The organism is Mesorhizobium sp. M0011 (assembly GCF_040324155.1).
Taxonomy (GTDB): domain Bacteria; phylum Pseudomonadota; class Alphaproteobacteria; order Rhizobiales; family Rhizobiaceae; genus Mesorhizobium.
Genome location: NZ_JAMYVQ010000005.1, coordinates 97,560 through 124,177 on the forward strand (window position 1 = coordinate 97,560; position 26,618 = coordinate 124,177).

At 60.5% G+C, this 26,618-nt stretch carries 34 protein-coding genes; 21 read left to right on the forward strand and 13 right to left on the reverse strand.

Annotation, left to right across the window (positions count from 1 at the left end; translation table 11 throughout):
- The first annotated feature begins 25 nt into the window (after window positions 1-25).
- The 4 genes from NKK51_RS07550 to NKK51_RS07565 all read left to right on the forward strand — a co-directional run bounded on the left by NKK51_RS07550 (window position 26) and on the right by NKK51_RS07565 (window position 4,364).
- Window positions 26-2,437 carry a phosphoketolase family protein gene (locus NKK51_RS07550; RefSeq protein ID WP_352552072.1) on the forward strand — a complete coding sequence of 804 codons (2,412 nt, stop codon included), beginning with the start codon at window positions 26-28 and terminating at the stop codon, window positions 2,435-2,437.
- Window positions 2,434-3,612, forward strand: coding sequence for an acetate/propionate family kinase (locus NKK51_RS07555; RefSeq protein ID WP_352552073.1), 1,179 nt, complete (start codon window positions 2,434-2,436; stop codon window positions 3,610-3,612). Before NKK51_RS07550 ends, NKK51_RS07555 begins: the two co-directional genes overlap by 4 nt.
- A gap of 208 nt (window positions 3,613-3,820) precedes the next feature.
- A complete protein-coding gene (locus NKK51_RS07560; protein ID WP_352552075.1) occupies window positions 3,821-4,060 on the forward strand; it encodes a hypothetical protein in 240 nt (79 codons plus the stop codon).
- A gap of 49 nt (window positions 4,061-4,109) precedes the next feature.
- Window positions 4,110-4,364: a DUF6894 family protein gene (locus NKK51_RS07565; RefSeq protein ID WP_023811993.1), complete on the forward strand. Its 255-nt coding sequence runs from the start codon at window positions 4,110-4,112 to the stop codon at window positions 4,362-4,364.
- A gap of 62 nt (window positions 4,365-4,426) precedes the next feature.
- Here NKK51_RS07565 and NKK51_RS07570 read toward each other — a convergent pair whose 3' ends face one another.
- The 4 genes from NKK51_RS07570 to NKK51_RS07585 all read right to left on the reverse strand — a co-directional run bounded on the left by NKK51_RS07570 (window position 4,427) and on the right by NKK51_RS07585 (window position 5,846).
- Window positions 4,427-4,591, reverse strand: a complete 165-nt coding sequence (locus NKK51_RS07570) for a hypothetical protein (RefSeq protein ID WP_352552077.1) — start codon at window positions 4,589-4,591, stop codon at window positions 4,427-4,429.
- A gap of 158 nt (window positions 4,592-4,749) precedes the next feature.
- Complete coding sequence (locus NKK51_RS07575) at window positions 4,750-4,950, reverse strand: KTSC domain-containing protein (RefSeq protein ID WP_023811991.1); 201 nt, start codon at window positions 4,948-4,950, stop codon at window positions 4,750-4,752.
- An 80-nt stretch (window positions 4,951-5,030) separates the two neighbouring features.
- Complete coding sequence (locus NKK51_RS07580; protein WP_352552079.1) at window positions 5,031-5,465, reverse strand: GFA family protein; 435 nt, start codon at window positions 5,463-5,465, stop codon at window positions 5,031-5,033.
- 81 nt (window positions 5,466-5,546) lie between these two features.
- Entirely contained in the window at window positions 5,547-5,846 is a 300-nt protein-coding gene (locus tag NKK51_RS07585; RefSeq protein ID WP_013531539.1) for a PRC-barrel domain-containing protein, read from the reverse strand.
- A gap of 571 nt (window positions 5,847-6,417) precedes the next feature.
- Here NKK51_RS07585 and NKK51_RS07590 point away from each other — a divergent pair.
- The 4 genes from NKK51_RS07590 to NKK51_RS07605 all read left to right on the forward strand — a co-directional run bounded on the left by NKK51_RS07590 (window position 6,418) and on the right by NKK51_RS07605 (window position 10,074).
- The gene (locus tag NKK51_RS07590) at window positions 6,418-7,167 is read left to right on the forward strand and encodes a Crp/Fnr family transcriptional regulator (protein WP_352552080.1); all 750 of its coding nucleotides are present in this window, start codon (window positions 6,418-6,420) and stop codon (window positions 7,165-7,167) included.
- A 386-nt stretch (window positions 7,168-7,553) separates the two neighbouring features.
- The gene (locus NKK51_RS07595) at window positions 7,554-8,165 is read left to right on the forward strand and encodes an alpha-ketoglutarate-dependent dioxygenase AlkB (RefSeq protein ID WP_352552082.1); all 612 of its coding nucleotides are present in this window, start codon (window positions 7,554-7,556) and stop codon (window positions 8,163-8,165) included.
- Window positions 8,166-8,296: 131 nt separating this feature from the next.
- The gene (locus NKK51_RS07600) at window positions 8,297-8,737 is read left to right on the forward strand and encodes a DUF2231 domain-containing protein (protein ID WP_352552084.1); all 441 of its coding nucleotides are present in this window, start codon (window positions 8,297-8,299) and stop codon (window positions 8,735-8,737) included.
- Entirely contained in the window at window positions 8,734-10,074 is a 1,341-nt protein-coding gene (locus NKK51_RS07605) for a PQQ-dependent sugar dehydrogenase (protein WP_352552086.1), read from the forward strand. Before NKK51_RS07600 ends, NKK51_RS07605 begins: the two co-directional genes overlap by 4 nt.
- 28 nt (window positions 10,075-10,102) lie before the next feature.
- On the opposite strand, the gene NKK51_RS07610 is transcribed toward NKK51_RS07605, so the two are convergent.
- Window positions 10,103-10,942, reverse strand: a complete 840-nt coding sequence (locus tag NKK51_RS07610) for an alpha/beta fold hydrolase (RefSeq protein ID WP_352552088.1) — start codon at window positions 10,940-10,942, stop codon at window positions 10,103-10,105.
- A gap of 321 nt (window positions 10,943-11,263) precedes the next feature.
- Here NKK51_RS07610 and NKK51_RS07615 point away from each other — a divergent pair, with 321 nt between their 5' ends.
- Both NKK51_RS07615 and NKK51_RS07620 read left to right on the forward strand, forming a co-directional pair.
- Window positions 11,264-11,881 (forward strand): flavodoxin family protein, encoded by a 618-nt coding sequence (locus tag NKK51_RS07615; protein ID WP_352552089.1) that lies wholly within the window; start codon window positions 11,264-11,266, stop codon window positions 11,879-11,881.
- Window positions 11,882-12,025: 144 nt separating this feature from the next.
- The gene (locus tag NKK51_RS07620; RefSeq protein WP_023811982.1) at window positions 12,026-12,190 is read left to right on the forward strand and encodes a DUF3309 family protein; all 165 of its coding nucleotides are present in this window, start codon (window positions 12,026-12,028) and stop codon (window positions 12,188-12,190) included.
- 127 nt (window positions 12,191-12,317) lie between these two features.
- Here the strand turns inward: NKK51_RS07620 and NKK51_RS07625 are convergent, their stop codons facing one another.
- Entirely contained in the window at window positions 12,318-12,959 is a 642-nt protein-coding gene (locus NKK51_RS07625) for a DUF1236 domain-containing protein (protein ID WP_352552091.1), read from the reverse strand.
- 235 nt (window positions 12,960-13,194) lie between these two features.
- Between NKK51_RS07625 and NKK51_RS07630 the strand changes: the two genes are divergently transcribed.
- Window positions 13,195-13,608 carry a hypothetical protein gene (locus tag NKK51_RS07630; RefSeq protein ID WP_245273244.1) on the forward strand — a complete coding sequence of 138 codons (414 nt, stop codon included), beginning with the start codon at window positions 13,195-13,197 and terminating at the stop codon, window positions 13,606-13,608.
- A gap of 95 nt (window positions 13,609-13,703) precedes the next feature.
- A complete protein-coding gene (locus NKK51_RS07635; RefSeq protein ID WP_023811979.1) occupies window positions 13,704-13,940 on the forward strand; it encodes a DUF6894 family protein in 237 nt (78 codons plus the stop codon).
- Between the two features lie 10 nt (window positions 13,941-13,950).
- On the opposite strand, the gene NKK51_RS07640 is transcribed toward NKK51_RS07635, so the two are convergent.
- The gene (locus tag NKK51_RS07640; protein ID WP_352441513.1) at window positions 13,951-14,331 is read right to left on the reverse strand and encodes a hypothetical protein; all 381 of its coding nucleotides are present in this window, start codon (window positions 14,329-14,331) and stop codon (window positions 13,951-13,953) included.
- Window positions 14,332-14,529: 198 nt separating this feature from the next.
- Here NKK51_RS07640 and NKK51_RS07645 point away from each other — a divergent pair, with 198 nt between their 5' ends.
- The 4 genes from NKK51_RS07645 (at window position 14,530) to NKK51_RS07660 (ending at window position 16,426) form a co-directional block, all read left to right on the forward strand.
- Window positions 14,530-14,724 carry a DUF2934 domain-containing protein gene (locus NKK51_RS07645; RefSeq protein WP_352552094.1) on the forward strand — a complete coding sequence of 65 codons (195 nt, stop codon included), beginning with the start codon at window positions 14,530-14,532 and terminating at the stop codon, window positions 14,722-14,724.
- An 88-nt stretch (window positions 14,725-14,812) separates the two neighbouring features.
- Entirely contained in the window at window positions 14,813-14,998 is a 186-nt protein-coding gene (locus NKK51_RS07650; protein ID WP_023811976.1) for a hypothetical protein, read from the forward strand.
- A complete protein-coding gene (locus tag NKK51_RS07655) occupies window positions 14,995-15,891 on the forward strand; it encodes an alpha/beta fold hydrolase (protein ID WP_128304478.1) in 897 nt (298 codons plus the stop codon). Before NKK51_RS07650 ends, NKK51_RS07655 begins: the two co-directional genes overlap by 4 nt.
- 124 nt (window positions 15,892-16,015) lie before the next feature.
- Window positions 16,016-16,426, forward strand: a complete 411-nt coding sequence (locus NKK51_RS07660) for a DUF427 domain-containing protein (protein WP_023811973.1) — start codon at window positions 16,016-16,018, stop codon at window positions 16,424-16,426.
- Between the two features lie 30 nt (window positions 16,427-16,456).
- Here NKK51_RS07660 and NKK51_RS07665 read toward each other — a convergent pair whose 3' ends face one another.
- Together NKK51_RS07665 and NKK51_RS07670 are read right to left on the reverse strand one after the other, a co-directional pair.
- Window positions 16,457-16,888 carry an HD domain-containing protein gene (locus NKK51_RS07665; RefSeq protein ID WP_352552096.1) on the reverse strand — a complete coding sequence of 144 codons (432 nt, stop codon included), beginning with the start codon at window positions 16,886-16,888 and terminating at the stop codon, window positions 16,457-16,459.
- Between the two features lie 24 nt (window positions 16,889-16,912).
- Window positions 16,913-17,308 (reverse strand): GFA family protein, encoded by a 396-nt coding sequence (locus NKK51_RS07670; protein ID WP_352552097.1) that lies wholly within the window; start codon window positions 17,306-17,308, stop codon window positions 16,913-16,915.
- A gap of 202 nt (window positions 17,309-17,510) precedes the next feature.
- Here NKK51_RS07670 and NKK51_RS07675 point away from each other — a divergent pair, with 202 nt between their 5' ends.
- Window positions 17,511-18,119, forward strand: coding sequence for a cysteine hydrolase family protein (locus NKK51_RS07675; RefSeq protein WP_352552099.1), 609 nt, complete (start codon window positions 17,511-17,513; stop codon window positions 18,117-18,119).
- Window positions 18,120-18,219: 100 nt separating this feature from the next.
- The gene (locus NKK51_RS07680; RefSeq protein WP_352552101.1) at window positions 18,220-19,494 is read left to right on the forward strand and encodes a DUF763 domain-containing protein; all 1,275 of its coding nucleotides are present in this window, start codon (window positions 18,220-18,222) and stop codon (window positions 19,492-19,494) included.
- A gap of 22 nt (window positions 19,495-19,516) precedes the next feature.
- Here NKK51_RS07680 and NKK51_RS07685 read toward each other — a convergent pair whose 3' ends face one another.
- The 3 genes from NKK51_RS07685 to NKK51_RS07695 all read right to left on the reverse strand — a co-directional run bounded on the left by NKK51_RS07685 (window position 19,517) and on the right by NKK51_RS07695 (window position 20,658).
- Window positions 19,517-19,960 (reverse strand): PPC domain-containing DNA-binding protein, encoded by a 444-nt coding sequence (locus NKK51_RS07685; protein ID WP_023811968.1) that lies wholly within the window; start codon window positions 19,958-19,960, stop codon window positions 19,517-19,519.
- Window positions 19,961-20,000: 40 nt separating this feature from the next.
- On the reverse strand, window positions 20,001-20,318 hold the full coding sequence (locus tag NKK51_RS07690; protein ID WP_013531559.1) for a hypothetical protein: 318 nt from the start codon (window positions 20,316-20,318) through the stop codon (window positions 20,001-20,003).
- Between the two features lie 163 nt (window positions 20,319-20,481).
- Window positions 20,482-20,658, reverse strand: a complete 177-nt coding sequence (locus tag NKK51_RS07695; protein WP_352552103.1) for a hypothetical protein — start codon at window positions 20,656-20,658, stop codon at window positions 20,482-20,484.
- Window positions 20,659-20,822: 164 nt separating this feature from the next.
- On the opposite strand from NKK51_RS07695, the gene NKK51_RS07700 reads away from it, so the two are divergent.
- From NKK51_RS07700 to NKK51_RS07710, 3 genes are read left to right on the forward strand one after another with little or no spacing between them, the layout of a single operon-like run.
- Window positions 20,823-21,440: a (2Fe-2S)-binding protein gene (locus NKK51_RS07700; RefSeq protein ID WP_352552104.1), complete on the forward strand. Its 618-nt coding sequence runs from the start codon at window positions 20,823-20,825 to the stop codon at window positions 21,438-21,440.
- 1 nt (window position 21,441) lies between these two features.
- Entirely contained in the window at window positions 21,442-22,464 is a 1,023-nt protein-coding gene (locus NKK51_RS07705; RefSeq protein ID WP_352552106.1) for an FAD binding domain-containing protein, read from the forward strand.
- Window positions 22,465-22,467: 3 nt separating this feature from the next.
- Window positions 22,468-24,747 (forward strand): xanthine dehydrogenase family protein molybdopterin-binding subunit, encoded by a 2,280-nt coding sequence (locus NKK51_RS07710; protein WP_352552108.1) that lies wholly within the window; start codon window positions 22,468-22,470, stop codon window positions 24,745-24,747.
- A 126-nt stretch (window positions 24,748-24,873) separates the two neighbouring features.
- Here NKK51_RS07710 and NKK51_RS07715 read toward each other — a convergent pair whose 3' ends face one another.
- A complete protein-coding gene (locus tag NKK51_RS07715) occupies window positions 24,874-26,583 on the reverse strand; it encodes an HAD family hydrolase (RefSeq protein ID WP_352552110.1) in 1,710 nt (569 codons plus the stop codon).
- Window positions 26,584-26,618 lie beyond the last annotated feature (35 nt).

Consider the following 26,618-nt stretch of genomic DNA (forward strand, 5'->3'; position numbering starts at 1 on the left):
CAGCGAACCGAAGCTGGAGATGTCGATGAACGACAAGGCAGCCGCGACGCCGCAGGCTATCGGCCACGAACGGATCGACCTCTTGGACCGTTACTGGCGCGCCGCGAATTATATCTCGGTCGGCCAGATCTACCTGCTCGACAATCCGCTGTTGCGCGAACCGTTGAAGGCCGAACATGTCAAGCCGCGGCTGCTTGGACATTGGGGCACGACGCCGGGGCTGAATTTTCTCTACCTGCATATGAACCGCGTTATCCGCGAAAGCGACCTTGATGTTCTGTTTATCTGCGGCCCGGGCCATGGCGGTCCCGCAATGGTTGCCAACACCTGGCTCGAGGGCACCTATAGCGAGATCTATCCCGATATCGGGCAGGGCGAAGACGGCCTCAGGAAACTGTTCCGGCAGTTTTCCTTCCCCGGCGGCGTGCCAAGCCATGCCGCGCCCGAGACGCCCGGCTCAATCCATGAGGGCGGTGAACTGGGATATGCCTTGGTCCATGCCTTCGGTGCGGCCTTCGACAATCCGGACCTGGTGGTTGCCTGCGTCGTTGGTGACGGCGAAGCCGAGACCGGTCCGCTCGCGGCGGCATGGCATTCCAACAAGTTCCTGAACCCGATGTCGGACGGCGCCGTCCTGCCGATCCTGCATCTCAACGGCTACAAGATCGCCAGCCCAACGATCCTGGGCCGCATGGACGACCAGGAATTGCGAAACCTTTTCGCCGGCTATGGCTACGAACCGTTCTTCGTCGAAGGCCACGAGCCGCTTTCCATGCACCAGTCGATGGCCGCGACGCTCGACACGGTGCTCGATCGCATCCGGTCCATTCAGGAGCAGGCACGGGCTCCGGGATGGCATGGTCAACGCCCGCAATGGCCGATGATCGTGCTGCGCAGCTCCAAGGGGTGGACAGGTCCCAAGGAGGTCGATGGCGAGAAGGTCGAGGGTTTCTGGCGCTCGCATCAAGTGCCGGTGTCGAACGCACGCGGAAATGAGGACCACCGCACGATCCTCGAAAACTGGATGCGAAGCTACAAACCGGAAGAGCTGTTCGATGAAAGCGGGCATCTGTTGCCGGAACTCGCGGCACTCGCCCCAACAGGGACAAAGCGCATGGGCGCAAGCCCGTACGCGAATGGCGGACTGCTGAAGCGCGATCTTGTGCTTCCCGACTGGAAAAGCCTGGCGCTGGAAGTGCCTCGTCCGGGAGGCGTCATCGCTGAAGCGACGCGGATTTGCGGAAGCTATCTTCGCGAGGTGTTCCGCCTCAATGCCGAGGCGCGGAATTTTCGCCTGATGGGGCCGGACGAGACGTCATCCAACCGCCTCGATGAGGTGTTCGAAGTTACCGATCGGATCTGGATGCAGCGCATCGAACCCTACGACGTCCATCTTTCCCGTGACGGACGTGTCATGGAAGTGCTCAGTGAGCATCTTTGCCAAGGGTGGCTCGAAGGCTATCTGCTCACCGGTCGGCACGGCCTGTTCTCCTGCTATGAAGCCTTCATCCACATTGTCGATTCGATGGTCAACCAGCATGCCAAATGGCTGAAGACCTCCGGCGAGCTTGCCTGGCGCAAGCCGATCGCCTCGCTCAATTACCTTTTGACCTCCCATGTCTGGCGGCAGGACCACAATGGTTTCAGCCATCAGGATCCGGGCTTTGCCGATCTGGTCGCCAACAAGAAGGCCGATACGGTAAGACTCTATTTTCCGCCGGACGCCAACACCCTGCTGTGGATCACCGATCATTGCCTGAGAACCTATAATCGCATCAATGTCATTACCGCCGGCAAGCAGCCGGCACCGCAATGGCTGTCCATTGAAGAAGCCGAAACGCATTGCAAGGCGGGGGCGGGCATCTGGGAATGGGCCGGTACGGTTGCTCAGGGCGAAGAGCCCGATGTGGTCATGGCCTGCGCCGGCGATGTGCCGACGCTAGAGACACTTGCTGCGACCGACATTCTGCGCTCCGCAATCCCCGACCTGAAAATCCGCGTCGTCAATGTTGTCGACCTGATGACGCTGCAGTCGAACACCGAGCACCCGCACGGGCTCGGCGATGGAGACTTCGACGCGTTGTTCACGAAGACACGGCCTGTCATCTTCGCCTATCACGGCTATCCCTATCTCATTCATCGCCTGACCTACCGTCGCGCCAACCATGACAACATGCATGTGCATGGCTTCCGCGAGGAGGGCACCACGACGACGCCGTTCGACATGGTGGTGCTCAATGAACTCGATCGCTACCACCTCGCGCTCGCCGCCATCGAACGCGTGCCGGGACTGGCCGAAAGGGCCGAAGGGCTTGCGGGCGAACTCCACGACCGGCTGGTGAAGCACAGGGCCTATGTCCGCGAGCACGGCGAAGACATGCCCGAAATCCAGGAATGGAGCTGGCCCGGCAAAAGCGCGGCAAAGGCGCGCCGATGACCCGCCGGTCGATCCTGGCGCTGAATGCCGGTTCGTCCAGCATAAAGTTCGCGCTTTACGATATTGCCTCGTCGCAGGATCTGCAGCTCGTTTCACGCGGCACGTTGGACTTGGGCGACACACCCACACTCCGCGCAAAAGCGGCCGACGGAACGGTGCAGTGCGAGCGGCAGCTCGCCGCCGACAAGCCGCGTGATGCGGCCATAGGCGAGATGCTGAATTGGGTGCAGAGCGAAATTGGCGAAAGAAGCCTGCTCTGCGCCGGCCATCGCGTCGTGCATGGCGGAAGCGAATTCATCGAACCTGTCCGTCTGACCCCAGACATCATCGACGCCATCGACAGGTTGACGCCGCTTGCTCCGCTGCATCAGCCTCGCAGTCTCGCGCCGGTCCGCGCGATAGCTGCCTTGCAACCGGACTTGCCACAGGTTGGCTGTTTCGACACCGCTTTCCACCAGACGATCGATCCGCTCGTGCGGCGCTTCGCCCTTCCGCGCCAGTATGAAGGGCAAGGCTTGCGCCGCTACGGGTTTCACGGTCTCTCCTATGAATACATCGCCGGGCGGCTCAGCGTGATATCGCCAACTCTTGCGGCGAAACGCACCATCGTCGCCCATCTCGGCAATGGTGCCAGCCTTTGCGCTTTGCAGCAGGGCAAGAGCATCGATACGACGATGGGGTTTTCGGCGCTGGATGGCCTCGTCATGGGCACGCGGTGCGGCGCCATCGATCCCGGCGTGCTGTTGTACTTCCTGCTGGAAAGAGGCATCGCGGCTGAGGAACTGCAGACAATGCTCTACGAGAAGTCGGGACTGCTCGGCGTATCCGGTATTTCGGGCGACATGAGGACGCTGGAAGCGAGCAATGATCCTCGCGCTCATGAGGCGATGGCGCTTTTCGCCTTTCGCGCCGCGAGAGAGGCCGCGGTGCTTGCAAACACGATGGGTGGTCTTGAATGCCTCGTGTTCACCGCCGGCATCGGCGAACGGTCCGCGTCTATCCGCAACGCCATATGCGAAAAATTGACCTGGCTTGGCGTGGTGCTTGAAGAACACGCCAACGACACCCACGCCGAAATCGTCAGTCGGTCGGAGAGCAAGGTGGAGGTGCGCGTGATTGCGACCGATGAGGAAAGTGTCGTTGCGCGTCACAGCCGCAAGGTGATGCAAGTCTGAGGGCTCGCCATCGGCATCTGAAATCGGCTGTCGGTTCGGCCCGACGAAAGCGCGGGCAAGGGTATTCCCTGTACGAAAATTACCAAGCGAGCGGTCGGGGGAACCAACTGCCCATGGAAATATTGTGCGAGCAATCTCGGCAAACCCCGAGACCGTCGGCACGATGATCAGGCCGACAGCCTTACTTCAGGCTTTGGCTGAGGAATCCATGTTTACGGACGACGTTGCGGTGAGGCGCCTGAAAATCCTGGTCGAGCAATATGTCGAGACACGCAAGAAGCGCCACGATGTGATCTCTACAGCCAAGGCCGGAACCGCAATCCGAGAGGTGATGCCAAGTTGCCCGCTTTCGGGAAAGGCTTTCGATGATCTGATTGCGGCCTGCGCCATAGAGCATGGCCTCGCCGTGCTCTTCGACAATCCGGGTATATCAGGCACTGAAATCTGAGGCTGGCGCTTCCGAGGCCACCATCGCGATGAGCAGGAGTTCAGTCGGCATGTCCAGATACTTTTTCGACCTTCGAGATGAGAGCGGAAGCTTGCAGGAGGATCCGGAGGGCCAGGAATTTCCTGATCTCGCGAGCGCCGAGGAAAACGCGATGGCGTCGGCGAAGGAAATCCTGGCCGAAGAGCTGCTGCATGGCAAGCCGCTGCGTACCGGATTGGCCTTTGAGATTTTTGACGAGAACCGCAACCTGGTGCTGCGCTTCCCCTTTGCGCTCGCGGCCGAAAAGGCCGGGGCACCCCCTTAATACCGAATTGCCTGGCGGCCGATCGCTTGCAGGGTCATACAGGTCGGGCTTCAATGCGGATCCTATCCTTCCGCCTTGAAGTTTCTGGCTTCTTTCTCGACCTTGGGGCTGTCCTTGCCATGCTTTCGCATGAGCTCCTTGGCCTGCTTGGGTGAGACGTCGGTGGTCTCTGCCAAGCGCAGCGCCTTCTTGTCCCTGCTTTCGGTCTTCTGCTTCTTGGCCGTCATGGCTCTTGAACTCCCTTGAAGCCTGTTCCGATCGATCTTTGCCGGTGCGAACGCCCGAGCATATCAGATGAACTGTCGTTGCCTGGTTTGCTTCGACGAGACGTCAACGAGACGGTCCCGGTCAGGTTCCGTGCATCGCCTGCTCATGGCTGAACTTGTCACGCCACGCGGCGGTATCGATGGCGATCTCGGATGAATTCATTGAAGAAGCGGCCTTTTGAGGAGGCTTTGGTGAAAGCGGCATAAGTTGCCGGCGCAACACCCTCATAATCGTAACGTCTGCCGCTCGGCACAAACCAGACCGAGAGGATCTTGGTGGCGGGATCGTATTGTGTGTTTTGGATCACGGTCGATGGCATAGTGGCACCCGACGGGTCTGCCCGAATAACCCGCTAGCGGTAGTCAGGTTCCGCCGATGCCCTCGCGGCTCGCACCGCGACTACCGGTCGCGCGGGTTGCCGAACGTCGGGTCGCGCTTCCTCGAATAACGGTCGATGCGTGGCAGGCTGTCATCAAACTGGATCCACGGCAACCTCAGGTCCCAATACGCATGGGCTTGCGGCCGAAAACCGTCAGGTTTGTCGAGGAAGCCGATCGTCACATAGAACTCGTCCGGCAGGCCTTCGTCGCGATAGCCTATCGAGCTTCCACAGTCCGGGCAGAACGTGCGGGTGACGCCTGGCGTTTTGGAAAAGGCCTTCGGCGTTCCCCTAAGAAGCTGAAATTGCTTTGGCCGGTAACCGACCCAGATCGTCAGCGGACTTCCGATGGCCCGGCGGCAATCGTCGTCGTGATCGTAGCATATCCAGAAAGGCTCTCCATCCATGGCTGCCGCGATCCGTCCGCAGAAGCAGGCTCCGGTCTCGCGCCGCATCGTCTGTCCATCCTGTCGCGCCCAAGGGACGTTCAGAGAGCGGCCGAACGGCCGCTCCCATTCAAGGTGAAGTCGTTGAAATCATGCATCGTGATGCTCGGGCATGCTCTTGAGCTGATCCTTGGTCCAGTTCGTCACCGCGTGGACATCGCCGTCTTCATCACGCATGAATTCCAGCTGGCTCGCGGGAACGGCCACCGGCTTGGCGCCTATGCCGAGAAAGCCGCCGACATCGATGACGACCTGACTGGCGGCTCCGGAGCCGTGGACATGCGAAACGCTGCCGACCTTGTTGTCGTCCGCGTCGTAAATGGTGGCGTCTTCGAGAATGTCTGGCGTCAGTTCGGTGCTTGTGAGGCGTACATGGTTGGTGTGATCCATCGGTCAAAGCTCCTGTTGGGTGGAATATTTGAACCTCTGAGGCGAGCAATCGTTCCCAACAATTTCGGGGGCGACGGACGGACGACGCAGGGACGCAAGAACCCTCAAACCAGCCTCGGGCCGAATTGACTCGCAAAGCTCCGTACGGAAGCGTACAAAGAGCAATCGTCAGCAGCACAGTTTGGGCGTTGACGCTTGGGAGTGACCATCGCTCTTGCCCATCACGAGGCATGGCGTTGCATGGCGAAGGAGCCCGAGCACCCCGGTCTGCCAGTAGGCGCGATAACCGCGCTGGCGCGGGATACAGGCGCCACTGAACAGCAGATACGCGAAATCATATCGCTCCTCGGGTTCGATCGCGCCTCTATCCTGCGGGAGGCTCGTTTGCTGGCGAAAGATGGTCAGCCAACAAGGCCTTCGAGTCTTCAGCAGTAACTGTCGGTTTCATACCAACACGCCGGCCCGCCTAGTGCTGGGCGAGACGAAGTCTATGGTTCGTTACCGTCCGCTCGTTCGACGGGCGCGGCCGGCTAAGAGATCCCAGTACTCTTGCCCAAGGGAAAAGAGTCTCGTGGATTACCAGATCCTGCAATCCAAGAGCGAATTGCTTCGCCGCATGAGCGCGGACGATTTCGCGCGGCTGAAGCCGCATCTGGCAAGTGTTTTCCTGGAGTTGCGCGCGCCGCTGGAGACCGAGGGGCAGAAGATCGAAGCCGTCTATTTTCTGGAAAGCGGACTGGCGTCGGTGGTGGCCAAGACTTCCGCGGCGACCGAAGCGGAAGTCGGAATCATCGGGTTCGAAGGAATGACCGGTTCGGCCCTGGTCATGGGGGACGACCAGGCAAACTTTGATTGTTACGTCCAGTCGACATGCGAGGCCCTCCGGATGGAGGCTGCCCCATTCGTCGAAGCCCTGGAGAACAGCCCCACGTTGCGGTCGTTCCTGTTGCGCTATGTCCAATATTTCCACGTTCAGACAAGCTACACGGCATCGATCAACGCACGGCAGAGCCTGGAAGTCCGGCTGGCGAGATGGCTTTTGATGTGCAGCGACCGCACTGTCGGCGACAGACTTATGATAACCCATGAATTTCTGTCCATCATGCTTGGTGTCAGGCGTCCGGGGGTTACCGTGGGTCTGCAGATGATCGAGAGTTATGGTTATATCCGAGCGCGCCGCGGAGAGATCACGATCCGCGATCGAGACGGTCTCGTGAAGTTGGCGCGAGGCTCTTACGGTCCACCTGAAACCCAGTACCGCCGGCTGATCGGAGATTTGGGCTCGAAGCATGCCGCGAGGCAGGAGCGGCCTCTCGCTTGAGCGCCGGGGCCAACAGAGGCTTCTCCACCACTGAACCGCCAGGAAGACATTTTCGAGTGGCCGACGCGATGATGCCGGTGAGACACCGTTGCCTAAGCCCGCGCCGGCCACCGCGGCATTTTTTGGGGATGCCGCGGTGCCAATCTAGTTGCTGACAAGCAACTGGCAACGAAGGCTCACGGTTTGGTAAGAACCGTACGTACATGCACGCAACCTCCCTCGGTTGCATTCAAGGCATGCTCGCGAATCCTGAGTTGAATACAGCATCCGATAAACTCCGGATTGGCAGGCGTTGTCAGATGCGGTGATGTCCGCTGGGTGGGGTGCAGATTTGCTGGCCAGGTTCCGATATTGCCAGGCGGGCTGGCCTTCACCATCTAGCTGGGATGGCGACACCCACATCGAAAACACTCGACTCATCCAGGCTCCAGCACGATCTCTTTGGTGCTGCCGACGACCTGCCGGAGGGTTTCCTCTACCAGCCCGAACTGATCGCGGCGCAAGAAGAAACGGAACTCGCCCGGCATCTCGAAGGCCTGCCTTTCGAGGCGTTCGATTTCCATGGCCATCTGGCAAACCGGCGCGTCGTCGGTTTTGGCCTGCGCTACGACTACGACAGGCGCCAAGTCGTCGAGGCGCCGCCGATCCCTGACTTCCTATTGGCCCTACGCGACAAGATCGCGGCGTTGGCAGGCAGGCCCGCCGAGGCCTTCGCGCAAGTGTTGATCAATGAATACCGGCCCGGCGCCGGCATTGGCTGGCATCGAGACAAGCCTCATTTCGAAGACGTTGCGGGTGTTTCGTTGCTGGCGCCTTGCAGCTTCCGGCTCCGGCGGAAGAATGGCAGCAAGTGGGATCGCCGCACCATCGTCGTGGAACCAAGGTCGGCGTATCTCATGACCGGACCATCGCGCACGGAATGGGAGCATAGCATTCCGCCAGTTGACCTGCGTCGATACTCGATCACCTTGCGGACATTGCGCGCCAATTCCGCATGAGCATCGCGTGCCGAGCCGTTCTGAGGCATCGCCAGCGCCATCACGAGTTCTTGAACGCAAACGGTTCCGGGAACCTCCCAACCACAAGTTGGTTTGGAGGACAGGTACAGCTTCAAAGGTGGAGAATGCCCATGGCCCGTGCCCGATCCGTGTTGGTGGCCGCCAGGCGTCCGTTCCATAAAACGCCGATGGCAGTCGCAAATGCATGTTTCGTCAGCACATTGCTGACCGACGTTGCCTATTGGCGAAGCGCTGAAATGATGTGGGCCGATTTTTCCGCTTGGCTGCTCCTTGCTGGCTTGGTTGTGGGCGTGCTCGCGGTTCTTGCAGCACTGGTGGATTTGTTTACCGGCCGGCTTTCCGGTGAAGCCGGGCGTGTATGGCCATATCTCCTCGGCAGCCTCGTCGTGCTCGTCGTATCGCTCTTCAACGCACTGGTGCACAGCCGGGATGCCTGGACCTCGGTCGTGCCGACGGGGCTCATCCTGTCCGCCGTCGCCGTGATCGTTGTTCTCTTGGTGGGCCTGCTGGGATGGAGTTCCGGCCGCACTCAGGTGGAGGTGGTCGAATGAATGTCTCGGCCAGGCATATCAGGCGTATGGCGAGCCTCGGTCTGCTGTGTGGGCCGATTTTGGCGCTGCCCGCATGCAGCGATAGCGAACCGGATCCCACCGATCAGGTCGGAGCGAACCCGACGCTGCCTGAACCGATCCAGTATCTGGTGCCGCCGATGCATGTCGCGTCCGTCATCGGTTGGAAACAGGAGGAAAGGCCGACGGTCGCCAAGGGTTTGCAAATCCAGGCCTTCGCCAAGGGCTTAAAGCATCCGCGCTCGCTTTACAAATTGCCGAATGGTGACGTTCTGGTGGTCGAGTCCGTGGCGCCGCCCGGTGCGGCGATCAAGCGGCCGAAAGACCTGGTCATGGGCTGGATCGAGTCCATGGCGACGTCAGGCGGCGGCACCGAAGGAAGCAACCGTATCACCCTGCTGCGCGATACCAACGGCGATGGTGTGCCCGATGTCCAGGAGGTCTTCCTCGATCATCTCAATTCGCCCTTTGGCGTGGCCCTGGTCGGCAACGATCTCTACGTCGCCAACACCGACGCTATCGTGCGTTACCCCTACATGTCGGGCGACACCAAGATCACCGCGCCGGGCACAGTGCTGACGCCGTTGCCCGGCGGGCCTATCGATCATCACTGGACAAAGTCTCTCGTGGCCAGCCCCGACGGGTCTCTGCTTTATATCGGCATCGGATCCAACAGCAACATCACCGAGAACGGCATCCAGGCAGAAAAGGACCGGGCCGCCATATGGGAAGTCGACAGGGCCACTGGCCGATATCGTATTTTCGCGAGCGGCCTGCGCAATCCCAACGGGCTGAGCTGGGAACCACAGAGCGGCGCGCTGTGGGCTGTGATCAACGAGCGCGACGAGCTCGGGCCTAACCTGGTTCCCGACTATATGACCTCGGTCAAGGACGGCGCGTTCTATGGTTGGCCGTACAGCTACTATGGTCAGCATGTCGATCCGCGCGTGATGCCGCAGCGGCCGGACCTTGTCGCCAAGGCGATCCCTCCCGACTATGCCTTGAGTTCCCACGTCGCACCGCTGGGCTTAGCGTTCTACACTGGAACCAACCTGCCGGACCCGTATCGCAATGGCGCCTTTGTTGGCGAGCATGGCAGCTGGAACCGCAAGACCTTCAACGGTTACAAGGTCGTGTTCGTGCCGTTCAAGGACGGTCATCCAGATGGCAAGCCGCAGGATGTCGTCACCGGTTTCCTCGACAAGGACAACAAGGCACACGGGCGGCCCGTCGGCGTTGCCGTCGACAAATCGGGCGCGTTGCTGATCGCCGACGATGTCGGAAACACGGTCTGGCGCGTAACTTCCGCGAGCCGGTAGGCACCTGCATAAACGCGGATCGCTTCACCTATCTCGGTGCAAATTCCACCAGCGCCTTGACGAATTCTGCCGGTGCCTCGATGGGCAGGAATTCGCCGCAGTTGACGATCACGCGACCTTGCAGGTCCTTTGCTCCAGACAGCCTCAAACCTTCGAGGTAGTCGTCGATCGATCCGAAATCCGCGTCGCCGCGGATATAGAGGATCGGAATTTCGATGCGCGCCGGTACTGCATTGACCTTGGCATCCTCCTTGAACGCGCGATACCAATCAAAGCCGGCCTTAAGTGCCTCCGGCCTCGAATAGGCCTCCGCAAAAGTCTCCCGCATTTCATTGGTCAACGCATCGGGATGTCCGGCGAGCAGATCGAAGAAGAAATCGAAGTAGGCGCGCTGGTGGCCTGTCACCAGCAACTCCGGCAGTTCGGGCACCGCATGGAACGCAAAATGCCAGATGTCCGGGTTTGCCACTATCTTCGTCCAGGGATGAAGGCCGGGGATAACCGTATTCATCGGCACCGCACCAACGATGCGATCGCCATGATGGCGAGCAGCGGCGAAGGCAATCATGCCGCCCACATCAAAGCCTGCAACGACGATGGATTTGGCCCCAAGCGTCTCGGCGGCTGAAATCACGATATCGGCAAGAACCTTCTTTTCCGCCGACGGCGGCGTGCCACGCGATTCACCGATCTCCGGAAGATCGAAAGCCAGCGTAAAGTATCGTGCGCCGAGTTCATCGATCACACCCTCATAGATTTTCCGGGAATGGGGCCAGCCGTGCAGAAGGATCAAGGCCGGGCGACCCGGATCGCCGGCCATGGATACCGCCAGCCGTATATTGCCTGCTTCGAGGGTCCGGACGAGCATCGTCTATCCATTCTCGGGAACTCAGGAGAAAACGATGAGCGAACGAATAGGTTGCCCGACCGGTTCCGCCGGCGTCGCTGCTCACCGCCGCCCGTTCTCCAGCAGTGGCCAGTGCTCAAAGAACCCAGCCTGCTCGCTCAGCCGGCTGGACCGTCACCCGGCGGGAGGAGGGGGCCACTCTCGCCACCGGCCTGTTGGTCCGCTTGGCGGAACAAGCATTTAATCCTGACGTTAAAATGCCGAGCGGTCCCGCAACGGGCGAATGGGCTGTCGCGAAGTCGTCGCGGCGATTTGCAATTAGGACAATGCAGGGAGATCCAGATGCCGCTTACGGCCTTCGCACTCAATTGCTCGCTCAAAGCTTCGAACGACAGGGAAAAATCCTCCACCGATCGGTTGCTCGCCGATGTCCTGGCGGCGCTGATGCAATACGAGGTGAAGGGCGAGATCGTGCGTGCGCTCAGCCACGATATCAAGCCCGGCGTGCTCTCCGACATGGGCGAGGGCGACGATTGGCCGAAACTCAGGAAGAAAATACTGGCGGCCGACATTTTCGTGCTCGGGCTCCCGATCTGGCTTGGCCAGCCCTCGAGTGTGGCCAAGCGCGTCCTGGAGCGGATGGATGCGTTTCTCGATGAGACCGATGACAGAGGGCGCATGCCGGCAGCAGGAAAGGTGGCCTTGGTAGCCATCGTCGGCAATGAGGACGGTGCGCATCACTGCCACGCGGAATGCTTTCAGTCACTGAACGATGTTGGCTTCACCATCCCGGCCAATGGCGGGGTCTATTGGGTTGGCGAGGCCATGCAGGAGGTCAACTACGTCGACCTGCCGGCAACTCCGGAAAAAGTCTCGGGTGCGATCGAAATGGCAGCCTCAAACGCCGCCCATCTCGCTGGATTGCTGAAAGAGCGGGACTACTCGGGCGTCTCGGGGTGACCTTTGTTCGCCTAAACACTACCTTGGCAGCGTCGATGAGGTCTCAGTCGGGAACAGGAAGGCTTGTAGCGAGTTCATATTCTCATCAGCCGGCGATCGCCGCTCCGTCTATACGGCGCGAAGCCGCAAACAGGAGAGCAAGTCATGGGTCTCGGCACGATTCTTATCATTATTCTGGTCATTGCATTGCTTGGCGGTTTTAGTGGTCTTGGCGGCGGGCCTTTCTACGGCACCGGTTACTATGGCGGCGGCGGTCTCGGTCTGCTGCTGCTTGTAGTCATTATCTTAGTCGTGCTCGGGCGTCTCTAGCCGAGTCCGCGATGCGGGTGGCAGAATGTATCACCTGCCGCTTGCGGTCCTTCTGGGTTGCTTTGAATCCATAGCAGTCCAGCAATGACGGTCCGCCCTCTAGAGGGCGGACCACTCGTTGGAGATGTTAGGTCAAAATCAGGACGATCTTGAACGTATCCGGATCAACGATGACGATCCGGCCGTCCGCAAGCACGAAATACTCGTAACTTTCGTAAGCAGGAACGATCTGGACGATACGAGCCGGCAAACGATGCAGCCTGACCTTCTGCCGTGGGACTTCGACGCCGACGGTGATGTCAAAATCGACATTGGAAATAGGCTCGACCTTCGTCTCCCGGATGATCTGAGTGACCTGGGTTTTCTGCTCCACCGTCACGTTGTTGATGGAACCGGTCGACGTCGTATCCTGTGTCGAGGCCTTGCCCTGAGCCTGCTCGTCGGTCTGCATCTTGGTCTTGTCCCGAGCCTGCTGGTCGGTGGTGGTGCCAGCCTTGCCCTGAGCCTGCTCGTCGGTCTGCATCTTGGTCTTGTCCTGAGCCTGCTGGTCGGTGGTGGTGCCGGCCTTGCCCTGCGCCTGCTCGTCGGTCTTCAGCTTGGCTTTGCCCTGGGCCTGCTCGCCCATCTTGGAACCGCCCTGGCAGTCAGCCTGCCCGGAAGCGCAATTGGCGTCTGCGCCAGATTGGCTTTCGAGCTGTTGTGTCTGAGCCATTGCCGTTCCACAGCCGAGCCCGATCGCCAGCATGCTGGTAATGAGAACATGTTTCATGGGGAAATCTCCCTGGGTAAGGTTCGTCCCTTCAGTGCGTAGAACCAGAACCCAAAAAAAATGTTCCGAGATAGTTGAGTGAGGTCTAAAAAAACGACCTCACTCGAGACCACATGATCGCGGGCGGAAGCCGTCGTTATAATGACCTTTTCAACCTTGCCGATTGCCCTAGCTCTCTCCTGAGAGGAGGCCGGATATGGCAATTTATAGTCTGAGGGTGGTCAGCTTCATTTTCGTGGCACTGGCTTTCGTTCCGGCCGCCGCGCATTTCTTCGCGATATTCAACAAGATGAAGCTTGACGGGCCAAACTATCTGGCTGCGCAGCGCGCCTATGATGGATGGAGCCTGTTCGGAATCGTGGTGCTGGGAGCATTGCTCTCTACGGCCGCCCTGGCGATCCTGCTCTACCGAGCGAGTGCATCTTTCGGCTTGGTTGTCGTCGCCTTTCTCAGCATCGGCGCCACGCAATTTGCCTTCTGGACGCTGACCTACCCAATCAATCAGGCGACCCGGAACTGGACTGTCCTGCCTGAAAACTGGGAGCTGCTGCGGCGCCAATGGGAGTATTCACATGCCATCGCCGCCGGCCTCAATGCCTTGGCGTTGCTTGTGCTTTTCCTATCGGCGCTTCGCGCTGCGGTGCGTTGAACGACCACGTCTTCACCAGCACGGCCGCCGAGCGGGCAGGAACCCCAATGAAGCGAAATCACTGACCCGCCCGATGTTTCCAGCGTGGCCCGAACATGAAGCGGTACTATTTCGATCTTCAAAACGGTGACGGCGCGGTACCCGACGATGACGGGCAGCTGTTCGAATCCCGGGAACAAGCCAGAGCGGAAGCAATTCGTATTTTGCAGGATGTTGCCCAAGACGAAATGCCCGACTGCGATTTCGTCAAGGTAACCGTCAAAGTACGCGATGAGATCGGTGCGCAGATGTTTGAGGCGTCGCTTGTTCTGACCTCCGGATGGAGCGTGTGATGCCGCAGTGCTAGCGGCGATACCGCACCGGGATTTGCACGACGTTCTCCGATCCAGGCAGATCAAAGGCCATGGCCAGTTGACGTACGGAGGCCATCTCCACGATCAGTTCTTCGATCGAAAAATCCGGCAGGCCGGTCTTCACCCTCTGCCTCACCTTGGCCGCAAGTTCATGAACCCGCACCGGGACGAAAAGCGGGCTGTCGTCCAGCAGCTTGCTGATTTCGATGACCACATCGGCGTCGATGTCTTTCGGCAATTCCCGCATGGGCGTCACCTCCTCTCGAAGCAATAGGCCCGTCATGTCGATGCGACGGGCGATCAGGCGTTGAGCGCCGGGCAAGAGGATCGGAGAGGGACGTGCTCGGCGCTGGCCGATAGCCAGATTCATAAAGCTGCGGGCATCGGTGTGTCACGAAAAAATATCGGTACGAAAATTACCAAGCGGCTCATCCCACGCAATCCACAAGCGCCTTCCCCGAAATCGCGACTCCGGCAGCGCTGTTCCCGACAGAGGAGGAACAAAAAATATGGGGAGGAACAAAAAATATGGCCCGGAATTGAGACTGACGAATTGGAGGATCTAGCCATGGACAGCAAGGAAGAAAAGATCAAACGGCGAGCCCATGAAATCTGGGAGCAGGAGGGCCGGCCGGCTGGCCGCGAGCAGGAGCACTGGGACCAGGCCGTGCAGGAGATCGAGGCTGAGGGTTCGGAGACTGAACGTGGCCCGGTTTTGCCTGATTCGACAGTTGCAGCCGATTCCAATAGCTCGAAGCGTTGATCGTCAAATCCATGGCGTCTTGAGAGTACGATCAGGCAACCAAATTGGTGGAACCTCGTTTGCCGGACAGCAACCAGAGGAGGTTTCGATGAAGAGGTTCTTTTTACTCCTGGTCCTGGCCGCCGTCCTTGCGCTCGGCGCCTGCGACAACAATATCGAGCCGATGAAAGCCAACACCGGCACCATCAACAAGAACCCACAGATTGACCAGGCCGCCAGACCAGAGTCCACGACTGGTGGTGATCAGCCAGCCACTGTGCCTCAGGGCAAATGAACTCGGTCTCACATTGCGACACACCTCTGCTGCGCGTCGCCTATCTCGATGGTGGACCGCGAGACGGCGCCCCGGTTATCCTGCTGCATGGCTGGCCCGACGACGCGACGACATACGCTCGCATTTCGCCAGCCCTTCATGAAGCTGGCTTTCGGACGTTTTCGCCTTGGCTGCGAGGCTTTGGGCCGACATCGTTCCTGTCAGAAGAAACCATGCGCTCGGGCGAGATTGCCGCGATGGCGCAGGATGTGCTGGATTTTGCCGATGCGCTTGGCCTCAGCCGCTTTGCGGTTGTCGGACACGATTGGGGCGCTCGGATATCCTATCTGCTCGCGTCGGTTTTCCCGGACCGCATCAAGTGCTGTGCTGCGCTGTCGCTCGGCTGGCAACCAGGCAAACCAGCAACGCCGGCGCCCGGACAAGCGAAAGCATTTTGGTATCAATGGTTCATGGCGACGGCCCGGGGCGCTGAGTTCGTACGAAACAATGGCAAGAAATTCGCCAGATACCAGTGGGATAGCTGGGGCCCATTAGGCTGGTTCGACGACGCTATTTTCGATGGTGTCGCGAGTTCGTTCGAAAATCCTGACTGGGCGGATGTGACGTTGCATTCCTATCGGGTCAGATGGGAAGAGGCCGAGCCCGATCCACGCTATGCCGAACTCGCCCGCCGGCAAGCAGCAGTCAAGATCATCACGGTGCCAATCCTGACGCTTCATGGTGGCGACGACCGCGTTGTGTTTGCCCAGTCCTCAGAGGGGCTCGAAAAGCATTTCACCGCGTTCTACAGGCGGGTGGTGCTGGATGGCATCGGACACTTCCCGACGCGTGAGGCTTCTGATCAGGTTTCGCGATTGTTGGCTGCGTTTCTCGATAGCCATGGCAAGCGCTGAAGTGGGGTCGTCATTCGACCTCATAGTACAGACCGGAACCTGACGCATCGCCGTGCATTTCGTCTCCATGCATGACGAACCGAAATGCGGTCTCGCAATCAATCGGCAGCCAGGGAGAATTTGAATGCAAGCTTCAGGCGCAATCTCAACACACCATGCTGGCCAACTGGCCATAGAACCGTTTGCCGGCACGGTGACGGTACGATTTTCCGACGCCATAGTCGCTGCCACGGAACGGGCGAAAGTGCTTCAGGAAGAAGGACATGAGCCCGTGTTCTACATCCCTTTCGAAGACATCTATTTCGACCTTTTCGAAAAGACGAACACTACCAGCCGCTCCCCTTTGAAAGGCACCGCGAGCTACTGGCGCGTCCATGCGGTGGGCAGCTCGGCTGACGATGTCATGTGGGCATACGAGACGCCTGAAACCGCGGCGCGGCCCATTGCACGTCATGGTGCATTCGATCCGGAAAAGGCGCGCATCGATGCCGAGCCCGCGGAGGACAGACGGCACACGCCCCACGTCCCGGAGTAGATTGCCCGTTCGCAGCGGGGCGATCTGAATTCAAGGCTGGTGCTGACGGCGCGGAAACTCGTCATCAAGGATGCATAGTGCCTCCTCATATTTGACAGTCGATGCCCCGACCTGTCGTGCCTGCCAGATATTGTCCGCCAGATCCGCGCGCTTCACCCGCAGCGCCAATGGATTCGATGCCGCTCGTCGCACAAACGCGAAGTAATCCTCACCGGACCTGCGCGACATGGCGTCGACGGCCGAAGCGATCGTCGGGCCAAAACCGGCCTCTTCCAACCTGGTCCGGTTCCAGCCTTCGCCCTTTTCGAGGACGTCATGGAGATAGGCGACGACCTTCTGGTCCTTGGTTTCGACCGCGTCAACGATACGGCGGCAGTGCTCGATATACGGTCGCCCGGTCTTGTCGCGCTGTGCTGCGTGGACCTCTTCGGCAATCTTGGCCGCCCGGTAAAACATGCTCATCTGGCTTGTCCTTCAGACATGGTTTCACCATCGCTCCTCAGTATCGTGGTGCGGCAGGTCTATTCCGCAGCAAACCCAGCCAAGTCGCTGCCTCGATCCATAATTGTAGCGCGGTTCCAGCCGAGCCGGATCGTCGAACGTTCCGATATGCAGCGCGATCTCTCCGGGCGATGCGTCATAGGCAAGGCTGAGGGGCGATCCGCAGGCGGAGCAGAAGCCCCTCCGGGCAATCGGCGAAGACCTGCGATAGGTCGGCATCGCGTTGGTCCAGGTCACGCTTTGGCAAGACACCCAGGCCAGAACCGCGAACGCACTGCCGGTCGCTCGCCGGCACATATCACAATGGCAGTAATGCACTCTCGGTTCGCTTCCAACGCGGAAGCGGATCGTGCCGCAGAGACACCCTCCGCTCAGTTCCATTTTGGCGCCCCGGCTGACTTGCCGCTCCAACGCCTCTCGCGCGGTCTCATGCGAGCACCTCCATTCATCTCAGCGGAAACGCCAGCCATTTGCGTCGGTTCCTGTGGCTATCTCAGGAACCAGTGCTTGCGCGCGGCGTTGCGTGTCTTTGCCGACAACGGGAGGAACCAGGGAAAATGCATCGCCGGTCGGAGAAGCGCTGATGTCGATGCCGGGGCTGGCATACGGTCCTCTCGGCGATCGATGCATGCATGTCTGCGTGGATATGCAGCGGCTGTTTGCCGAGCCCTCCGAATGGGCAACACCCTGGATCACCCGGGTTCTCCCGCAGATCGAGAGGCTGGTCGAAAGACGCGCGCCACAGACGATCTTTACACGCTTCCTGCCCGCCGGGAAGCCGGGGCAGGGCGTCGGCACATGGAAGCGCTATTATGAGCGCTGGGCTTCCCTGACGATCGAGACGATCGGGCCCGAAATGACCGAACTGTTGCCGTCTTTAGCCGGCTACTGTCCGCCAGCGGCGATCGTCGACAAGCACATCTACTCGCCCTGGTTCGAAGGGCGTCTCAGAGCGCTCCTGGTGGAGCGCGGCATCGATACGCTGGTCATCACCGGCGGCGAAACGGATGTTTGCGTTCTGGCCACGGTGCTCGGGGCCATCGATTTCGGCTATCGCGTGGTTCTCGTCACGGACGCGCTGTGCAGTTCTTCCGACGCAACCCATGACGCACTGCTGACGGTTTACCACCAACGTTTCGCGCAGCAGGTCGAGACGGTTGAGATGGAAACGGTTCTCTCGAACTGGACTTGACGTCCGCTAACCCGGCCCGGGTGGGAGCGTCCATGCTTCCTTGCGCGGTTTGGCTGCCTATCTGTTAAGAGAATGACGGACACCAGGACGGGTAGCAGACGTGACGCAACGATCGGGAAGTGCTGATCTTCCACTCCATGGCGGGCGCGTGCCGAAATGGCTCGGCGACCGCATGACGCGTCTTGGCGCTGTGATGTGCGAGGCGATCATTCATCACTATGGTCGAGACGAGCTGCTGCGGCGGCTGGCGCATCCATTCTGGTTCCAGTCCTTTGGTGCTGTCATGGGCATGGATTGGCACTCGTCGGGGATCACGACCAGCGTCGTGGGCGCTTTGAAGCGTGGCCTCACGCCGCTCTCCGGCGAGCTCGGCATTCATGTCTGCGGTGGTCGCGGCGTGCATTCGCGCAAAACCCCGCGTGAGCTGGAAGCCATCGGCCAACGCGTCGGCTTCGACGGAGCGGGCCTGGCAACCGCCAGCCGGCTGGTCGCCAAGGTCGACAGCGCCGCCGTCCAGGACGGTTTCGATCTCTATCTGCATGGCTTTATCGTCGCCGATGACGGTCACTGGGTTGTGGTGCAGCAAGGTATGAACGGCGACAGCAAGGTGGCGCGCCGCTACCATTGGCTTTCCGAGGGCCTCAAGAGTTTTGTCGACCAGCCGCATGCCGCCATCGAGGGCGCCCATCAAGGTGAGATCGTCAACCTGACCGACCGGCGTGCCGAGGCGTCCCGCCAAGGGCAACTTGACCTTTTGCAGGATCTCGGACCGGATCGCATCCTGGGCGAGCTGGCGGCATTGGAGCGTGGCGCGGAGCCGACGCGCCGGCAGGAGCCGGAACAACCGCTGCTGCCGCATTTGGTCATGCCGGCCCACCATGACGTTCGCGAAAGCGATGTCGTCATGCATCGCCTACACGGCAATATCGCAGCCGCCGCGGACCGCGGTCCCACCGATTTCGCCGAGCTCCTTCTGGTCCCCGGCGTCGGCGCACGCACAGTGCGCGCGCTGGCCCTCGTTGCCGAGGTGGTGCATGGCGCTCCTTGCCGTTTTTCCGATCCCGGCCGCTTCTCGCTGGCGCATGGCGGCAAGGACAGGCATCCATTTCCGGTACCGCTGAAGGTCTATGACGAGACGATCGGGGTTCTGAAGTCGGCCGTGCAGAAGGCAAAGCTCGGTCGCGATGAAGAAATCGGCGCCTTGAGGCGGCTCGACGATCAGTCGCGGCAAGTCGAGCGATACGTGACCGGCCCCAGCCTGAAGGAAATTGTCGCGGGAGAATTCGACCAGTCGCATCTGCTTGGCGGGCGCAGCGCGTTCGGGTGGGAAGCTGCGCCGGACACAGCACCTGCCGAGCGGAGCAAGAAAGCGTGAGAACGAGACAGAGGGCTGTAGATCAGTCGGCCAGATCGATCAGCGCGACACCGAGGTCCGGACGCTTGCTGCGGCGCAGATGACCGGGCGCTTCCACCAGGGTGATTTCGAGCGTTGGTCGAACGATGCCGTCAAGCAGATGTCCACCCCGGGTGGTGCCGTCGCTCAATCCAAGCACCGCATGGACGTGCAGGCTGGGCTTGTCATCATCACCCAGTGCAACATCGCCGATCGCGCTCAGAACCTCGCACTGTTCGCCGATAGGGATTTTGCGGTAGGTCTTCGCGGTCGGATCAAACCAGCCCACGGTGGCTTTTTCGAAAGCCCCTATGGCGGTCAAGGACGCACTGCCGATCTCCTGGTCGACCGCGAAGGCGGTCAGTGCCGCGAACGCTTCTTCGCCTGGGTCGAGCACCACGACAAATGTCCTTTGTCCGCCGATTTCATTGACGAGCTGAGATTTCATCCCTGTGCTTCCATCGTTCGGCCGGAGGCCGTCGCCGAGATCAATGAGCGCGGTGTTCCGCATTGCGCTTGCGGGTCGCTGCAGCTTTCTTCGCCGATTCCGATCGGCTTGCGGCAGACCGTGATGCCGATGCCTTGCCGCCGCTTTTGCCGCCTTTGTGCGCCGCGGGATGGCCCGTGTGTTTGCCGCGGCCCGAACCGCCTTCCTTCTTGCCACCGCCATCGTCCTTGTTGACGGTAGCCCATGCACGCCGCTCTGCTTCCTTGTCCGAAACCCCGCGCTTCTCGTAGCCCTCGGCAATGTGGTCGGCTTTACGCTCCTGCTTGTCAGTGTATTTCGATTTGTCGCCTCGTGGCATGGCCTGCTCCTATTGAATAAGGGCTGAACGTCGATTTGACGCGCTGGTTCCAACAGAAGTTCGCGTAGCCAATGCCGCATCGCGCGGCATGGCCAAACACCGTCGCGCGGCGCAAGCTAACGCTTTTCGGGGAGAGCGCAGCAGCAAGGCGAGGGGAATTGGTTCAGCCGATTGCCAATCTCACGACGAGGGCCAGGATCACGACACCGACCAAGCCGGCTATGAAGATGACCCGACGGGTGCGCGTTCGCAGGATGATCTCGCCTTGTCTCGCCTGCTCCGCAGAGAATACAGGTCCATTGTCCTCGTCACCGTCGTTGCCATGCCGACCATCGCTCATGATCGCCTCCTTCCGGCTCTTGGCACACAACCATCGCTTGACCGGGGAGGTTCCGATTGCATCGATCCGGCCAGCAGAAAAAGGATCACAGGCTCGTGAGGAGGGAACTTTGCCCTCCGCGAGTGGTTTGGGCCGCTTAATACCCAGCCAGCCCGGAGCCAGCCATGTCCGATGCCAAAATTTCCAGCGGCTTGAGCAGACGCATGTTCATGACGGCCTCTGTTTCGGCGGCGGCGGCGATGCCGCTTGTGAATTCGCCAACGAGAGCTGCCCAGCCCGCGTCCGCAAAACCGGCCGAACCGCGCGATTTGTCGGCGGTTTCGATGCGTATCAACAAGCAGACCTACAACCTCGCGCTCGACAATCGAACCAGCCTGCTTGACGCGCTGCGCGACCATGTCGGCCTGACCGGCACCAAGAAAGGTTGCGATCACGGTCAGTGTGGTGCCTGCACGGTGCTGATCGACGGAAAGCGGGTACTGTCCTGCTTGAGCTTTGCCGTCATGAACCAGGGCCGGGAGATCACAACGGTGGAAGGCCTGGCTTCGGCGGACGGGGAACTGCATCCGGTCCAGCAGGCCTTCGTCGACCACGATGCCTTTCAATGCGGCTATTGCACACCGGGTCAGATCATGTCCGCCATCGGTTGCATCAACGAAGGCCATGCTGGGTCGGAAGATGATATTCGCGAATATATGAGCGGCAATCTATGTCGCTGCGCGGCCTATCCCAACATCGTTGCGGCGATCGTTCAGGCACGCGACGAGACCAGGAGGGCTTAGGATGCGCCCGTTCGTATATGAAAGACCAACCAGCGTCTCCACGGCAATCGCCATGGCGTCCCGTCCCCATGCCGTGCATGTTCCGCCAACCGGCGCCGACACGCAGTTCATCGCCGGCGGCACCAATCTGGCCGACTACATGAAGCTCGGTGTCGCGCGGCCGGAGCGACTGCTCGACCTCAACACTCTTGCCGAGCCGGCCTTGCGGCAGATCAGGATAGACGATGATAAGATCCGGTTTGGTGCGCTGGTCCGTATGGGTGAAGCAGCCGACAACAATGATGTCAGGCGTCGTTGCCCGCTCCTTGCCGACAGCCTGAAATTCGCCGCCAGCGGTCAGCTTCGCAACATGGCGAGCTTGGGCGGCAATGTGCTGCAGCGTACGCGCTGCGAGTATTTTCGAGAGATTTCCTGGCCGTGCAATAAGCGCGAACCTGGCTCCGGCTGCGCTGCGATGGAAGGATCCAATCGCCAGCACGCCGTGCTGGGTACGAGCGATGCCTGCATTGCCACGTATCACGGCGATTTCGCGCAGGCGCTGGTTGCGCTGGACGCCACCGTCGATGTCGAAGGTCCGCGGGGAAGGCGCAAGCTTGCCTTTGCCAAGCTGCATAAACGGCCGGGTGAGACGCCCGACATCGAGACGGATCTTGCCGCCGACGAGCTCATAACCGCCATCGAAGTGCCGCTCGAACGGTGGAGCGGCCGGTCGCGCTATTTGAAGATACGCGACCGCGAATCCTACGCGTTTGCGCTGGCGTCCGCGGCCGTCGCGCTCGACATGGATGGCGAAACGGTGAGGAGTGCGCGCATTGCGCTTGGCGGAGTGGCGACGGTGCCGTGGCGCTCGCGCGAAGCAGAGGACGCGCTACAGGGCAAAGTGCTTGACGAAGCCGCGGCGCAGGAGGCCGCCGAGGCTGCTTTCGCCGATGCCAGACCGCGCGAGCATAACGCATTCAAGATACCGCTCGGCAAGCGCACGCTGGTGCGGGCGCTGCTTGAAACCCGGAATATGAAGGGCTGAGCCATGAACCAAGCTGCACCCGCTCCAAGGGAAAACCAGGGCGATCCCGTTGTTCGCATTGACGCCCGGCTAAAAGTTACCGGACAGGCCGGCTATCCCGCCGACATCGTCACAGCCAACGTCGCCTACGGTGCCCTTGCTACCAGCAGCATTGCCCGGGGCAAGGTTTCCGAACTTCACACGAAAGACGCTAGGGCCGTACCCGGTGTGCTGGACATCGTCACCTATGGCGATATGGACAAGGCCGACACGCCGAAATTCGCCAACACCGGCGCAAGTTCGATCGGGCCCTTGCACGACAAGACGGTTTTTCACGACGGTCAGATCATCGCTCTGGTGGTCGCCGAAACCTTCGAGGCGGCGGAGGAAGCAGCGATGTTGATCCGCGCCGATTACGAGAACGAACAGCCCAGCGCCAGCTTCGATTCCAAGGGCGTGAAGATGGAACCGGCTGCCGGCAAAAGCCCGATGTTCAAGGAGGATGCGAAGGCCGGTGACTTCAATGCCGCCTGGGCGGATGCGACGGTGAAGATCGACGAAAAATATTCGACGCCGACTCAGCATCACAATCCGATCGAGCTGTTTTCGACCACGGCCATATGGCAGGGCGACCAGTTGACGATACACGAGCCCAGCCAGAATGTTACGGGCTGGAAGGTGGAACTGGCACGCCAACTGAAGCTCGATCCGGCCAATGTGCGGATCGTCAGTCCCTATATCGGCGGCGCCTTCGGCTCCAAGGGGCCGATGACGGCACGCACTGCGATCGTTGCCGTCGCTGCGCGGCGGATCGGCCGGCCGGTTCGTTGCGTCGTCAATCGCATGCAAGCCTTCGGTACGCAGACCTATCGAGCCGAAACGCGGCATCGGATCCGCATGGGCGCCGGCAAGGACGGCCGCATCACGGCGTTCGGACATGAGGGATGGGAGGTGACGTCACGCCCTGATCCTTATGTCGTCGGCGGCACGTCCGCCACCGCGCGCATGTACAATTACGGCTCCGTTCTGACGCATGTTTCGCTGGTTCATGCCGACCGCAACACGCCTGGCTACATGCGATCGCCGCCGGAGACGCCTTATGTCTACGCGCTGGAAAACGCCATGGACGAAATGGCCGTGGCCCTCGGCATGGATCCTGTCGCGTTTCGTCGCATCAATGAACCGGAGAAGGAGCCGATCGGAGGCAAGCCATTTTCCAGCCGCTCACTCATCAAGTGCTACGACCAGGCGTCGGAGGCCTTTGGCTGGTCGAAACGCGATCCCAGGGTCGGCTCGATGCGCGACGGCGATTGGCTGGTCGGGATGGGCTGTGCGACGGCAATCTATCCGACTGCCGCCGCACCTTGCGCGGCCCGGGTTCGTTTCACCGCCGATGGCGAGGTCCGGGTCCAGTGCGGCTCGCATGAAATCGGTACCGGCGTTCGCACCGTCGCCGGCCAGATGGCGGCCGAAAGACTGGGGGTCGGCATGGATAAGGTCAGCGTCGAGATGGGCGACAGTGCCTTGCCGCCGGCTCCCGTGTCGGGCGGATCGATCTCGACCGCCAGTGTCTGCTCGGCGGTCATGAAAGCCTGCGACGCGATACGCGAGAAGCTGTTCGCCGCCGCTGCGGGCAGGGGGGCTCCGCTGGCTGGTTCAGGCAATGCGAAGCTGGACTTGAAGGACGAAAAGGTCGTCACCGAGACCGGCAAATCCGCAAAGCTGGCCGATGTCTTCAAGGCCATGCAGGTCGGCGCCCTCGAAGAATATGCCGAGTTCGCGCCGAAGGGTTCTTCGCCGGAGGCATTGAGCAAGCTCTATGCCGGACAGCCGGAATTTCATGGCGGAGAAGGAGACAAGGATTCGGTCAAATATGCCTTCGGCGCCGAGTTCGTCGAAGTGCGCATCAACAGCTATACACGCGAAATCCGGGTGCCGCGTATCGTCGGAGCCTTCGCTGCTGGGCGCATCATGAACACGCGCACCGCGCGCAGCCAGCTGATGGGCGGCATGATCTGGGGAATTGGCCAGGCCTTGCAGGAGGCGACGGAAATCGATCAGCGACACGCGCGCTACGTCAATCGCGACCTGCAGGATTATCTCGTGCCGGTCAACGCCGACATCAAACAGGTCGACGTTATCCTGGTCCCCGAGACCGACCATCAGGTCAATCCTGCCGGCGTCAAGGGCTTGGGCGAACTCGGCAATGTCGGAACGGCTGCTGCCGTGGCGAGTGCCGTTTATCATGCCACCGGCAAGCGCATTCGCGATCTGCCGATCAGGATAGACGATCTGATAGGCTGAGGGTCAAGAGCTCTGAGAGGAGGGGCTCCACAAGCCGACATCGTCATCGAAATTGTCGCGGTGGTGGCGTTGCCTGACTGATAAGTTTTCACACGCAGCGCTAGCTTAATTGGCTTGGCTCTCATGTCATTCCGGGGCTGTGGCGGGAGCCGTGTAACGGCGGCGCACGGCATCAAGCACCCGCTTGCGGCTCTGCTCCGCCGACAGGGTCTTGTCCTCTTCCGCCTCGGCGGTTTCGCGCGCCAGATCCTTGTCCCGGATCTGATGTCGAAACCATTTGGAATAGTCGCCGGAGCGCAAATGAAACTCCCAGGTCTTGTCGTCTATGCCCTCGGCGATCTGAGCGAAGATCATCAGATTGTGAGCCCTGAGATTCATCGCATCGTCAGGGCCATGGAAATAGAAGCTGCCGGCTTCGTCGAGCTGACCTTCGGCATATTTCCGGCTGTGCCGCTTGAGTGACTGACGTGGTTCGACCACCTTGACCGTCTTGACTTTCTTGCCCGCCTGCGGCCGCCAGAACAGCACGCGCGCGCCTTTGGGCGTTGGAATGTCCTTCGGCGGCTCAATGCCGGTTTCCTTGCAGAAGACCTTCACCACGTCCTTCGCCTTGGGGCCAAGCGCAATGATGGCTGTCACAAGGCGCAAGGCGTCTGTCGAAATCGCCTCGGGGTGAACGGTGATCAGGATTGTGCCAGGCAATTCCAATGACAGGACCGCCCGCGTATCGTCGCGCCGCTTGGGCAGGAGATGATGCGCTTCATCGATGACGAGCCAGTGCGGTCTCGCGGTGCGCCGGCGGAAACTGCTGAGGCCAGGCAGCAGGTCGGCAAAGAAATCCGGCCTCTCGTCGACACGCAGGGCCAATCCATTGACGACAATGTTGCTGTCGGCTTTGGCGATCAGATCAAGCACCTGCGCCTTTGTCGGCGCGCTTGAGCCGTCTCCCAGGCGAACGGCGCCTTCGAGGCCATCATAGTCGCCTTCGGGATCGAAGACGCAGAACTGAAAGCCGCTTTCGACGAAGCGTTCCGTCAGCGCGGTGGCCAAGGTGGATTTACCAATACCGGAACTCCCGGCAATGAGGATCGTGTCGCTCGGCGACAGGTAGATATCATCGCCGCCAGATGATCCAAGAACGATGCCGTCATGGCGCTTCGGCACTATCGCGTGATCACGCTTTATCAGCTTTGCGATGAGTTGCTCCACGCCTTTGCCGCGGGCACCCCGCATGACCAGGTTGGCTGTATCCTTGACCGCCGGAATTGCATTGTCGACGGCGGCGCTGCAGCCACAGGCTTGCAGGAACGCGTGGTCGTTCTCGGCGTCGCCGACGCCGACGACGTTGTGCGGCGAAAGCCGAAGGTCCTGAAGGGCCGCAGCGAGCCCGGTGGCTTTGTTGATGCCGCTCGGCAGGATCATCACCGCGCCCTTGTTGAAGATGATTTCCAGTTCGAGACCCATCTTCTTGATGACCTCGAGCACGGTCGCCTGATGGGGTTCCCAGGTTGCGACGATCGATCGCCCGACCGAAAGCGGCTTGACGCCCTGCCTCTTCAATCTGGCGACGAATTTGGGCTCGGGCGATGGGGCAATCACCCGCTCTTCCTCGCTGGCCGGCGTGTAGATCATCGCGCCATTCTCAGCGACGACCTTGTCGAAGAGGCTAAGCTCGGGAAAGACGCGCTTGAGATCGGGCAGTTCACGCCCGGTGACGAGAACAAGCTTGCGGCCGCTTTTCTTGAATCGCTCAAGCGCGGCGAGCGTCTTCCTGGCGACGATCCCATCATGAGCCAGCGTGCCGTCATAGTCTGTCGCCAATGCCATGAAATACATTCCGCCGACCTTCTCGTTCCGGTTGCCCTGCGGCT